The organism is Kitasatospora sp. NPDC058184 (genome assembly GCF_042883725.1).
Taxonomy (GTDB): domain Bacteria; phylum Actinomycetota; class Actinomycetes; order Streptomycetales; family Streptomycetaceae; genus Kitasatospora.
Genome location: NZ_JBHVVE010000012.1, coordinates 257876 through 271651 on the forward strand (window position 1 = coordinate 257876; position 13776 = coordinate 271651).

A 13776-nucleotide genomic window follows, 5' to 3' on the forward strand; every position below is an offset into this window, starting at 1 on the left:
TCCGGTGCTCAGATCAAGACGACGTCGAGGAGGACCCACGATGGCCGATGAGAAGCAGCTGCTCGACGCTTTGAGGAAGCTGGCCGCCGAGCACTTCGAAACCCGTGAGCGGGTCAAGGAGCTGGAGTCCGGCGCCCGCGAGCCGATCGCGATCGTGGGCATGGGGTGCCGGTACCCGGGCGGGGCGGTCGGTCCCGAAGAGTTCTGGAACCTGGTGGCCGACGGCGTCGACGCGGTGGGTGGGTTCCCGTCCGACCGCGGCTGGGAGGCGTTCGACAACCAGGGCGGATACCGCCGGCAGGGCGGATTCGTCTACGACGTGGCCGACTTCGACGCGGGGTTCTTCGGGATCAGTCCGCGTGAGGCGATGGCGATGGACCCGCAGCAGCGGTTGCTGCTGGAGACCTCGTGGGAGGCGATCGAGCGCGCGGGGATCGACCCGCGGTCGCTGCACGGCTCGGCGACCGGCGTCTTCGTCGGTGCGAGCCACGCCGGGTACGAGGCCAGCCTGCCCGTCGAGGACGCCAGCCTGGACGGCTACCGGCTGATCGGTACGGTGTCGTCCGTGGCGTCGGGCCGGATCTCGTACTGCCTGGGTCTGACCGGTCCGGCGGTGACGGTGGACACGGCGTGCTCGTCGTCGCTGGTGGCGATGCACCAGGCGATCCTGGCGCTGCGGTCGGGCGAGTGCTCGATGGCGCTGGCCGGTGGCGTGGCGGTGATGGTGTCGCCGGGTGCGTTCATGGAGTTCGGGCGTCAGGGCGGTATGGCGTCGAGCGGTCGGTCGAAGGCGTTCTCGGAGGAGGCCGACGGGATCGGCTGGGGTGAGGGCGCGGGCATGGTGCTGTTGGAGCGCCTGTCCGATGCCCGGCGCAACGGGCACCAGGTGCTGGCGGTGATCCGTGGCAGCGCGGCCAACCAGGACGGTGCGTCGAACGGCCTGTCCGCGCCGAACGGTCCCTCGCAGCGGCGGGTGATCCGCGCGGCGTTGGCCAACGCCCAGCTGTCGCCCTCCGACGTCGACGCGGTGGAGGCCCACGGCACGGGTACGACGCTCGGTGACCCGATCGAGGCCGGCGCGCTGCTGGCCACGTACGGCCAGGAGCGTTACGAGGACCGGCCGTTGTGGCTGGGGTCGGTGAAGTCCAACATCGGGCACTCGCAGTGCGCGGCCGGTGTGGCCGGTGTGATCAAGATGGTGATGGCGCTGCGGCACGAGGTGCTGCCGAAGACGCTGTTCGCCGAGGAACCGTCCTCGCACGTGGACTGGACGTCCGGGAACGTGCGGCTGCTCCAGGAACCGGTGGCGTGGCCGGCGGGCGAGCGGCCGCGTCGGGCGGGTGTGTCGGCGTTCGGTGTGAGCGGGACGAACGTCCACCTGATCGTGGAGGAGGCCCCGGCGGCCGTCGAGGCGGCGGCTGAGCCGGCGGGCCAGGAGAGCCCGGTGCTCACCGGGGCGGCGGGTGTGGCCTGGCCGGTCTCCGGTCGCAGCGTGGCGGCGCTGGCCGGTCAGGCGGGTCGGCTGCGTGAACACGTGGCGGAGCGGCCGGAGTTGCCGGTCCGCGATGTGGCGTGGTCGCTCGCGACGGCGCGTGCGGCGCTGGAGCACCGGGCGGTCGTGCTCGGTGGCGAGCGGAACGAGCTGGCGGCGGGGCTGACGGCTGTCGCCACCGGGCAGCCGGCGGCGGGTGTGGTCACGGGGTCGGTGGCGGCCGCCGGGGTGGGGCGGACGGTGTTCGTCTTCCCCGGTCAGGGCAGCCAGTGGGTCGGGATGGGGCGTGAGCTGGCGGAGGCCTCGCCGGTGTTCGCGGCGCGGCTGGCGGAGTGCGCCGAGGCCCTCGCGCCGTACGTGGACTGGCAGTTGGACGACGTTCTGGCGGGCCGGCACGGTTTCGAAGCCGCTGACGTCGTGCAGCCGGCACTGTGGGCCGTGATGGTCTCGCTCGCCGCCGTCTGGCAGGCGGCTGGTGTCGCTCCGGACGCGGTGCTGGGTCACTCGCAGGGTGAGATCGCCGCTGCGGCCGTCGCGGGGATCCTGTCCCTCGATGACGCCGCCAAGGTGGTGGCTCTGCGGAGCAAGACCCTGAAGGTGCTGGCCGGTCGTGGTGGGATGCTGTCGATCGCGGAGTCGGTGGACGGTGTCCGCGCCCGGATCGCCCCGTACGGCACCCGCCTTTCCGTCGCGGCGGTGAACGGCCCGTCGGCGACGGTCGTCTCCGGTGACGCCGACGCGCTGCGTGAACTCGCCGAGGCATGCGGGGATTCGCCGCGTGCCCGGATGATCCCGGTGGACTACGCGTCCCACAGCGCCCACGTGGACGAGCTGCGCGAGGAGATCCTGACCGTCCTCGACGGGATCCGGCCTCGTGAGGCGCAGGTCCCGATGGTCTCCGCGCTGACCGGTGCATGGCTCGCGGGCCCGGAGCTGGACCCCGCCTACTGGTACGCGTCGCTCCGGGAGACCGTGGAGTTCGACCGCGCCGTGCGGATCCTCGGCGACGCGGGCCACGGTGTGTTCCTGGAGGTCTCGCCGCACCCGGTGCTGACTCCGGCGATCGGTGACAGCCTGGAGGACCGTTCCCCGGTGGTCGCAGGCACCCTGCGGCGCGACGAGGGCGGTGCTCAGCGCCTGCTGACCTCGCTCGCCGAGGCGTACGTCCAGGGCGCCCCCGTCGACTGGGCGTCGGTGCTCGGCGCCGGGACGACCGTCGCGCTGCCGACCTACGCGTTCCAGCGGCGCCGCTACTGGCCCGAGGCCCCGGCAGTGGAGCGCGCGAAGCTGTCGGTGGACGACTGGCGCTACCGCATCACCTGGCGGCCCTCTGCCGCGAGCGGCCCGGCGGACCTGTCCGGCACCTGGCTGGTCGTCGGCGACGCCCCCGACGCGGCCACGATCGCCGAGGCGCTGACGGCGCGTGGCGCCGAGGCGGTGCGGACGACGCTCGCGGGCCTCGACGAGGCCATCGCAGGAGCGGGCGGGGACGTGCGCGGTGTGGTGTCGCTCCTGGCGCTCGACGAGTCGCCGGACGCCGAGTTCGCGTGGCTGTCCCGGGGCAGCGCCGACACCCTCGACCTGGTCCAGAGGTTGGGCCGGGCCGGGATCACCGCTCCGCTCTGGGTGCTGACCCGTGGCGCGGTGCAGGTCGCCGCCGACGAGGTGACGACCAGCCCGGTGCAGACCCAGGTCTGGGGTCTCGGCCGCACGGTCGGTCTGGAGCACGCGGACCGCTGGGGCGGTCTGGTCGACCTGCCGCCGGTGGTGGACGCCGATGCCGCCGCTCGTCTGGTCGGCGTCTTCGCCGACGGCCGGGAGGACCAGGTCGCGGTGCGGCCGTCGGGTGTGTTCCTGCGCCGCCTGGTGCGGGCCGAGGCCCGGCGCGTCGAGTCGGAGGACTGGTCGCCGCGCGGCACCGTCCTGCTGACCGGTGGCACCGGCTCGATCGGCGTCTGCATCGGCCCCTGGCTTGCCGAGCACCGCGCGCCGAGGGTGGTTCTGACCTCCCGGTCCGGCCCGTCGGCGCACGGCGTGGCGGCGCTCGCCGCCGCCGTGGCGAACGGCGGCTCGGCCGTCGAGGTCGTCAGCTGCGACCTGACGGAGCGTGCGCAGGTCACGGCGATGGTGTCGTGGATCGAGGACACCGGCCCCGGCCTGTCCACCGTCCTGCACTCCGCCAACGCGCCGATCCTGGCCCGGGTGGAGGACACCAGCCGGGAGGAGCTGGCCGTCGCGGTCGGCGCGAAGGCGGCCGGCGCCGTCCACCTGGACGAGGCGACGGCGGACCTGGGCATCGACGAGTTCGTCCTCTTCTCGTCGATCTCGGCGACCTGGGGCAGCAACGACCACGCCGCCTACGCGGCCGGCAACTCCTTCCTGGACGGCCTCGCCGAGGACCGTCGCGCCCGTGGCCTGCCCGGGACCTCGATCGCCTGGGGCGTGTGGAACACCCGCGACTGGGACGCCGTCGACGCGGCGATGGACCAGGCTCCCGGTCGCGTCACCCCGCACCGCCTGCTGCGGCAGGGCATGAACTTCCTCGACACCCAGCGGGCGCTGACTGCGCTCGGCGAGATCCTGGCCGACGACGAGACCTTCATCGCCCTCGCGGACGTCGAGTGGGAGAAGTTCGCGCCGGTCTTCACGGCCGCGCGGCCTCGCCCGCTGCTGGACACCATTCCGGAGGCCCAGGAGGACACGACGGTCCGTCGTGACGAGGACGGGCGTGGTGACTTCGAGCTCCAGCTGGCCGGCCTGTCGGCGGCCGAGCGGCGCCGGACGGTCACCGAACTGGTGCGGACGCACGCGGCCGCGGTGCTGGGCCACGAGTCGGTGGACGAGATCGTGGCGAGCCGGGCGTTCCGGGAGCTGGGCTTCGACTCGCTGACCGCCGTCGAGCTCCGCAACCGCCTGAACACCGCGTGCGGCCTGCGGCTGCCGTCCACGGTGATCTTCGACCACCCGAGCGCCTCCGCGCTGGCGGACGAGATCCTGGCCGCGCTGTTCGGCACGGACGCGGACGAGAGCCAGGCCGTGACGGCGGCGGCGGTGTCGACCGACCCGATCGCGATCGTCGGCATGGCCTGCCGCTACCCGGGCGGCGTCCGGACACCCGAGGAGCTGTGGGACCTCCTGGTCGCGGGCGGGGACGCGATCGGCGCGTTCCCGGCCGACCGCGGCTGGGACATCGAGGCGCTGTTCGACCCCGACCCCGACGCCGAGGGCTCGACCTACGTCGTGGAGGGCGGATTCCTCAGCGGGGCCGCGGAGTTCGACGCCGGGTTCTTCGGGATCAGCCCGCGCGAGGCGATGGCGATGGACCCGCAGCAGCGCCTCCTGCTGGAGACCTCCTGGGAGGCCGTCGAGCGGGCCGGCATCGACCCGAAGTCGCTGCACGGCTCCGCGACCGGCGTGTTCATCGGCGCGGCGTCGTCGGGCTACATCGCGACGGGTGCCACCGTCCCGGGCGCCGAGGCGCACCTGATCACCGGCAACGCGCTGAGCGTGCTCTCCGGCCGGGTGTCGTACACGCTGGGCCTGAACGGGCCCGCGGTGACCGTCGACACGGCATGCTCGTCGTCCCTGGTCGCGCTGCACCAGGCGGGCCAGGCCCTGCGGTCGGGCGAGTGCTCGATGGCGCTGGCGGGCGGTGTGACGGTGATCGCCGACCCGGCCGAGTTCGTCGGCTTCTCGCGCCTGCGGGCGCTGGCCTCCGACGGCCGCTGTAAGGCCTTCGGCGAGGGCGCCGACGGCATGGGCATCGGCGAGGGCGCGGGCATGCTCGTGCTGGAGCGCCTCTCGGACGCCCGCCGCAACGGGCACCAGGTGCTCGGCGTGCTCCGGGGGAGCGCCGTCAACCAGGACGGCGCCTCCAACGGCCTGTCCGCGCCCAACGGCCCGGCCCAACGGCGGGTCATTCGCGCGGCGTTGGCGAGTGCGCAGCTGTCGGCTGCGGATGTCGACGTGGTCGAGGCGCACGGGACGGGCACGGAGCTGGGTGACCCGATCGAGGCGGGTGCGCTGCTGGCGACGTACGGCCAGGAGCGGTTCGAGGACCGGCCGTTGTGGCTGGGGTCGGTGAAGTCGAACATCGGGCACGCGCAGCAGGCCGCCGGTGTGGCCGGTGTGATCAAGATGGTGCTGGCGTTGCGGGCCGGGGTGCTGCCGAAGACCCTGCACGCCGATGAGCCGTCCTCGCACGTCGATTGGGAGACGGGCAATGTCCGGCTGCTCCAGGACGCGGTGGCGTGGCCAGCGGGTGAGCGGCCGCGTCGGGCGGGTGTGTCCGCCTTCGGTATCAGCGGCACCAACGTCCACCTGATCGTGGAGGAGGCCCCGGCGGCCGTCGAGGCGGCGGCTGAGCCGGCGGGCCAGGAGAACCCGGTACTCACCGGGGCGGCAGGCGTGGCCTGGCCGGTCTCCGGTCGTGGCGCGACCGCGCTGGCGGGCCAGGCGGGTCGGCTGCGCGAGTACGTGCTGGCGCGGCCGGAGCTGCCGGTGGGCGACGTCGCGTGGTCGCTGGCCACGACGCGATCGGTGTTCGAGCAGCGTGCGGTCGTGCTGGGCGGCGAGCGGGGCGAGCTTGCGGCGGGTCTCGCGGCGGTGGCCACGGGGCAGCCGGCGGCAGGTGTGGTGACCGGGTCGGTGGCGGCCGCCGGGGTGGGGCGGACGGTGTTCGTCTTCCCCGGTCAGGGGAGCCAGTGGGTCGGGATGGGGCGTGAGCTGGTCACGTCGTCGCCAGTGTTCGCGGCGCGGCTGGCGGAGTGTGCTGCGGCCCTGGCGCCTTACGTGGACTGGCAGTTGGACGACGTTCTGGCCGGGCTTCACGGTTTCGAGGCTGCTGATGTGGTGCAGCCGGCGCTGTGGGCGGTGATGGTCTCGCTCGCGGCGGTGTGGGAGGCGGCGGGTGTTGCTCCGGACGCGGTGGTGGGTCACTCGCAGGGTGAGATCGCTGCCGCCGCTGTGGCCGGGATTCTCTCCCTCGACGATGCCGCGAAGGTCGTGGCTCTGCGGAGCAAGACCCTGAAGGCCCTTGCTGGTCGCGGCGGGATGCTGTCGATCGCCGAGCCGGTGGACGGCGTGCGCGCGCGGATCGCTTCGTACGGCACCCGCCTTTCCATCGCGGCGGTGAATGGTCCGTCGGCGACGGTGGTTTCCGGTGACGCTGACGCGCTGCGTGAACTCGCCGAGGCGTGCGGGGATTCGCCGCGCGCCCGGATGATCCCGGTGGACTACGCCTCGCACAGCGCGCACGTGGACGAGCTGCGCGAGGAGATCCTCGCCGTGCTCCAGGGCATCGCGCCGACCGAGGCTCGTATCCCCATGGTGTCGGCGCTGACCGGCGCGTGGCTGGCGGGCCCCGAGCTGGACCCCGCCTACTGGTACGCGTCCCTGCGCGAAACGGTGGAGTTCGACCGCGCCGTGCGGATTCTCGGCGACGCGGGACACGGCGTGTTCCTGGAGGTCTCGCCGCATCCGGTGCTGACCCCGGCGATCGGCGACGCCCTGGAGGCGTTGTCCCCGGTCGTGGTCGGCACGCTGCGGCGCGAGGAGGGCGGTGCTCAGCGCCTGTTGACCTCGCTCGCCGAGGCGTACGTCCAGGGCGCCCCCGTCGACTGGGCGGCGGTGACGGCCGGCGGTACGACCGTCGCGCTGCCGACCTACGCGTTCCAGCACCGCCACTACTGGCCCGCCTTGGACGGTCGCCGTTCCGAAGCGGGCGAGGCCACCGGTGCGGAGGCGGGTTTCTGGACCGCCGTGGAGAGTGGTGATGTCACCGCGCTCGCCGATCTGCTCGGGGTGGACCCGGCGGATGCCGCGCTGGGTGCGCTGACCGACTGGCGGCGCCGCGAGCGGGCCGGCTCGGCGGTTGCCGATTGGCGGTACCGGGTGTCGTGGGCGCCGGTGAGCGAGTCCAACGGGGTCCTGGCCGGAACGTGGCTGCTGGTGGGGGAGTCCCCGGATGCCGCTGCCGTCGCGGAGTCGCTGGAGCACCACGGGGCAACCGTGGTCCGCTCGGCTCCGGACGGCGTCGCCGCTGCGGTGGCCGCGTGCTCCGATCTGCGGGGTGTGGTGTCGCTGCTGGCGCTGGACGAGTCGCCGGAGGAGGCGGGTCCGTGGGTGTCGCGTGGTGGCGCTGACACGCTCGCGCTGGTCCAGGAGCTTGGCCGGCTCGGTGTGTCCGCCCCGCTGTGGGTGGTCACGCGGGGCGCGGTGCGTGCGGTCGCGGGTGATGCGGTGCGGCCGGTGCAGGCGCAGCTGTGGGGTCTGGGTGCCGTCGCGGCGCTGGAGTTGGCGGGTCGCTGGGGCGGGTTGATTGACCTGCCGACAACGGTGGACGCGCGTACGGGTGCGCGGCTGGTGTCGGTTCTCGCGGGTGTCGAGGACCAGGTGGCGGTGCGTGCGGGCGGAGTGGTGGCGCGGCGGTTGGTGCGTGCCGGCCGTCCGGTCGTGCGCGAGGCGTGGTCGCCGCGTGGGTCGGTCCTGGTGACGGGCGGTACGAGTGGCGTGGGTGCGATCACCGCCCAGTGGGTGGCGGATCGTGGCGCGGCGCGGGTCGTGCTGACGTCCCGTTCGGGTCCTGGTGCCGCCGGTGTGGCGGAGTTGGTTGCCTCGATCGCGGCTCGCGGTGCGGCAGTTGAGGTGGTGTCGTGTGACGTCGCCGACCGCGCCTCCGTGGCGGAGATCCTGGACCGTATCGATGCGACGGGTCCGGCGCTGTCGTCGGTGGTCCACTCGGCCGGAACGGGCGGGCGGACACCGGTGGAGCAGCTGTCGGTGGCCGAGCTGTCGCGGCTGCTGTCGGCGAAGGTCGGCGGCGCCATGGTGCTGGACGAGTTGACGGCGGGTCGGGATCTGGACGCGTTCGTGCTGTTCTCGTCGGGCGCGGGCGTCTGGGGCAGCGGTGGCCTGGCTGGCTATGCGGCGGCGAACGCGCACCTGGACGCGTTGGTGGAGGACCGCCGCTCCCGTGGCCTGGTGGCTTCTTCGGTCGCGTGGGGCCTGTGGGCCGGCGTTGGCATGGCGGCCGGTTCGGGTGGCGAGCGGTTGCGCGAGTTCGGCATGGAGGGCATCGACGGGCGTCGGGGCATGCTGGCGCTGGGCCAGGTCCTGGACGCCGGTGAGGGTGCGATGGTGGTGGCCGGCTTCGACTGGCCGCAGTTCGTGCCGACCTACACCCTGCACCGGCCGAGCCGCCTGCTGGCGGATCTGCCCGAGGTCCGTGCGGTCCTGGCCGCCGAGGCCGCCGTCGAGTCCACCACCGAGGAAGTCGGCGCGTGGGCAAGCCGGTTGGCCGGAATGCCGGCCGCTGAGCAGCGCCAGGTCCTGACCGACCTGGTGCGAGGCCACGCGGCCGCGGTCCTCGGCCACGACTCGGCGGACGACGTGCTGCCGCAACGCGCGTTCAAGGAGCTGGGCTTCGACTCCGTCGGAGCCGTCGAGCTGCGGAACCGCCTCTCCAAGGAGGTCGGTGTCAAGCTGGCCTCCACGATGGTCTTCGACCACCCGAACGCCACCGCCCTCGCGGACTACCTGCGGGGCGAACTCGTCGGCACCGGCGGCCAGACGGCCCAGGCCGACGGCGCGGTCCAGGTCGTGGCCGCGGCGATCGGCGAGCCGATCGCGATCGTCGGCATGGGCTGCCGGTACCCGGGCGGTGTGACGGGGCCCGACCAGTTCTGGGACCTGCTCGTCGCGGGGACCGACACGATCAGCGAATTCCCGACCGACCGAGGCTGGGAAGCCGTCGAGGAGGGGTTCGGCCAGCGGCAGGCGTACCGCCGACAGGGCGGATTCATCTACGACGTGGCCGACTTCGACGCGGGGTTCTTCGGGATCAGCCCGCGTGAGGCGCTGGCGATGGACCCGCAGCAGCGGCTGCTGCTGGAGACGTCCTGGGAGGCGATCGAGCGCGCGGGGATCGACCCGAAGTCGCTGCACGGCTCGGCGACCGGCGTCTTCGTCGGTGCGAGCCACGCCGGTTACGACGCGAGCCTGCCGGCCGACGACCGGAGCCTGGACGGCTACCGGCTGATCGGTACGGTGTCCGCCGTGGCCTCGGGCCGGATCTCGTACTGCCTGGGCCTGACCGGCCCCGCCATCACGGTGGACACGGCCTGCTCCTCCTCCCTGGTGGCGATGCACCAGGCGATGCTCGCCCTGCGCTCGGGCGAGTGCTCGATGGCGCTGGCCGGCGGCGTGGCGGTGATGGTCTCGCCCGGCGCGTTCATGGAGTTCGGCAGCCAGGGCGGCATGGCCTCCAGCGGCCGGTCGAAGGCGTTCTCGGACGAGGCCGACGGCATCGGCTGGGGCGAGGGCGCGGGCATGGTCCTGCTGGAGCGTCTCTCGGACGCCCGGCGCAACGGCCACCAGGTGCTGGCGGTGATCCGCGGGAGCGCGGCGAACCAGGACGGCGCGTCCAACGGCCTGGCGGCGCCCAACGGCCCCTCGCAGCGGCGGGTGATCCGCGCGGCGCTGGCGAACGCGCAGCTGTCGCCCTCCGACGTCGACGCGGTCGAGGCCCACGGCACCGGCACCTCGCTCGGCGACCCGATCGAGGCAGGCGCGCTGCTGGCGACGTACGGCCAGGAGCGTTACGAGGACCGGCCGTTGTGGCTGGGATCGGTGAAGTCCAACATCGGCCACACCCAGTGCGCCGCCGGCGTCACCGGCGTGATCAAGATGGTGATGGCGCTGCGAAACGGCATGCTGCCGAAGACCCTGCACGCGGACCAGCCGTCGACCCACGTGGACTGGGAGACGGGCAACGTCCGGCTGCTCCAGGACGCGGTGCGGTGGCCGGCGGGCGAGCGGCCGCGCCGGGCGGGTGTGTCGGCGTTCGGTGTGAGCGGCACCAACGTCCACCTCATCCTGGAGGAGGCGCCCGACGTCGAAGCCGAGGAGCTGGAAGCCGAGGTGCTTCCGGTGCTCGCGGGTGGGGCGTCGGCCTGGCCGGTCTCCGGCCAGAGCGCTGCGGCGCTCGCGGGTCAGGCGGGTCGACTGCGTGAACACGTGCTGGCGCGGCCGGAGTTGCCGGTCGGCGACGTCGCGTGGTCGCTCGCGACGACGCGTGCGGCGCTGGAGCACCGGGCCGTGGTGCTCGGTGGCGAGCGGAGCGAGCTCGCTGAGCGTCTGGCGGCGGTGGCGACGAAGCAGCCCGCGTCCGGTGTGGTGACCGGTTCGGTGGCTCCTGGCGGGGTGGGGCGGACGGTATTCGTCTTCCCCGGTCAGGGGAGCCAGTGGGTCGGGATGGGGCGCGAGCTGGCGGAGGCCTCGCCGGTGTTCGCGGCGCGGCTGGCGGAGTGTGCCGAAGCTCTCGCGCCTTATGTGGACTGGCAGTTGGACGATGTGCTGGCGGGCCTTCATGGTTTTGAAGCCGCTGATGTGGTGCAGCCGGCGCTGTGGGCCGTGATGGTCTCGCTCGCCGCCGTCTGGGAGGCGGCCGGTGTCGCTCCGGACGCGGTGCTGGGTCACTCGCAGGGCGAGATCGCCGCCGCCGCCGTCGCGGGGATTATCTCCCTCGATGACGCCGCCAAGGTTGTCGCTCTGCGGAGCAAGACCCTGAAGGCCCTTGCTGGTCGTGGTGGGATGCTGTCGATCGCCGAGCCGGTGGAGGGTGTTTGGGCGAGGATCGCGTCGTACGGCACCCGCCTTTCCATCGCGGCGGTGAACGGCCCGTCGGCGACGGTCGTCTCCGGTGACGCCGACGCGCTGCGCGAACTCGCCGAGGCGTGCGGGGATTCGCCTCGTGCCCGGATGATTCCGGTGGACTACGCCTCGCACAGCGCCCACGTGGACGAGCTGCGCGAGGAGATCCTGACCGTCCTCGACGGGATCCGGCCTCGTGAGGCGCAGGTCCCGATGATCTCCGCGCTGACCGGCGAGTGGCTGTCCGGCCCGGAGCTGGACCCCGCCTACTGGTACGCGTCCCTGCGCGAGACCGTGGAGTTCGACCGCGCCGTGCGGATCCTCGGCGACGCGGGCCACGGTGTGTTCCTGGAGGTCTCGCCGCACCCGGTGCTGACTCCGGCGATCGGTGACAGCCTGGAGGACCGCTCTCCGGTGGTCGCAGGCACGCTGCGCCGCGAGGAGGGCGGCGCCCAGCGCCTGTTGACCTCGCTCGCCGAGGCGTACGTCCAGGGCGCCCCCGTCGACTGGGCGGCGGTGCTCGGCGACGGGTCGACCGTCGCGCTGCCGACCTACGCGTTCCAGCGGCGCCGCTACTGGCCCGAGGCCCCGGCGGTGGAGCGTACGAAGCTGTCGGTGGACGACTGGCGCTACCGGATCACCTGGCAGCCGTCCGCCATCAGCGGTTCGGCGGTCCTGTCCGGGCCCTGGCTGCTGGTCGGGGACGCGCCGGACGCCGGTGCGGTGGCCGACGGGCTGGCGGGTCGTGGCGCCGAGGTCGTGCGGACGACGCTGGCGGGCCTCGACGCGGCCATCGCCGGTGCCGGTGCGGATGTCCAGGGCGTGGTGTCCCTCCTGGCCCTGGACGAGACGCCGGACGCCGAGTTCGGGTGGGTTCCGCGCGGCAGCGCCGACACCCTCGACCTGGTGCAGAGGCTGGGCCGGGCCGGGATCGCCGCTCCCCTCTGGGTGCTGACCCGCGGCGCGGTGCAGGTGGCCGCCGGCGAGGTGACGACCAGTCCGATCCAGACCCAGGTCTGGGGTCTGGGCCGGGCCGTGGGCCTGGAGCACGCGGACCGCTGGGGCGGTCTGGTCGACCTGCCGCCGGTGGTGGACGTCGAGGCGGCCGCCCGGCTGGCCGGCGTGCTCGCGCACGGCCGGGAGGACCAGGTCGCGGTGCGGCCGTCGGGTGTGTTCCTGCGCCGCCTGGTGCGGGCCGAAGAGCACCGGCCCAAGGCCGGGGCCTGGAGCCCGAAGGGGACGGTCCTGCTGACCGGCGGTACGGGCTCGATCGGTGTCTGTGTCGGCCCGTGGCTGGCTGAGCACGGCACGCCGAGGGTCGTTCTGACCTCCCGTTCGGGTCCGGCGGCGCCCGGGGTGGCGGCGCTGGCCGCCACTGTCGCGGCTGCGGGCACCGCCGTCGAGGTCGTGTCGTGCGACCTGACGGAGCGTGCGCAGGTCACGGCGATGGTCTCGTGGATCGAGGACTCCGGCCCCGGCCTGTCCACCGTCCTGCACTCGGCGAACACGCCGTACCTGGCCCGACTCGAGGACACCAGCCGGGAAGGCCTGGCGGCGGCACTGGGCGCGAAGGCGGCCGGCGCCGTCCACCTGGACGAGGCGACGGCGCACCTGGGCATCGACGAGTTCGTGATGTTCTCGTCGATCTCGGCGACCTGGGGCAGCAACGACCACGGCGCCTACGCGGCGGGCAACTCCTTCCTGGACGGCCTCGCCGAGGACCGTCGCGGCCGGGGCCTGCCCGGGACGTCGATCGCCTGGGGTGTCTGGAACACCCGCGACTGGAACGCGGTCGACGCGGCGATGGACCAGGCTCCCGGTCGCGTCACCCCGCACCGGCTGCTGCGGCAGGGCATGAACTTCCTGGACACCGACCGGGCCCTGACGGCGCTCGGCGAGATCCTGGCCGACGACGAGACGTTCATCGCCCTGGCGGACGTCGAGTGGGAGAAGTTCGCTCCGGTCTTCACGGCCGCCCGCCCGCGCCCGCTGCTGGACACCATCCCGGAGGCGCAGGAGGACACCTCCTCCGGCCGTCCGGAGGACGACCAGCGCAACGAGTTCGCCGCCCGCCTGGCGGGCCTGTCGGCCGCCGAGCGGCGCCGGACCGTCGTGGAGCTGGTGCGGACGCACGCCGCCGCGGTCCTCGGCCACGACTCGGCGGACGAGATCATGGCGAGCCGGGCGTTCCGCGAGCTGGGCTTCGACTCGCTGACCGCTGTCGAGCTCCGCAACCGCCTGAACAGCGCGTGCGGGGTGCGGGTGCCGTCGACGCTGGTCTTCGACCACCCGACCCCGGAGGCGGTGGCGGACTTCCTGATCACCGAGCTGACCGGGAGGGAACTGGTCGGCCACACGGCCGTGCTGGACGAGTTCGAGCGGCTGGCCGCCGGGCTCACCCCGTCGGACGACGAGACCCGCGCGGAGATCGTCGCCCGCCTGGAGGCGCTGACCCAGCGCTTCCGCGCCGTCCGCGAGACCGGGGCGGACGGGACGGGCGAGGCCGACGAGCGCGCTCTCCAGGAGGCCACCGCCGACGAGCTGTTCGCCCTCCTGGAGGACGAGCTCGACGACCCGGACTTCGACTGACCATGCCGGGACCGTCGGCGCCAACTCCTCCCGAACGAGGTCGA

General features: G+C 73.6%; 1 protein-coding gene. It reads left to right on the forward strand.

Annotated features, from left to right (window positions below; translation table 11 throughout):
- Positions 1-4 precede the first annotated feature (4 nt).
- Positions 5-13732, forward strand: coding sequence for a type I polyketide synthase (locus tag ACFVXH_RS23540; protein WP_387826890.1), 13728 nt, complete (start codon positions 5-7; stop codon positions 13730-13732).
- The last annotated feature ends 44 nt before the right edge of the window (positions 13733-13776 follow it).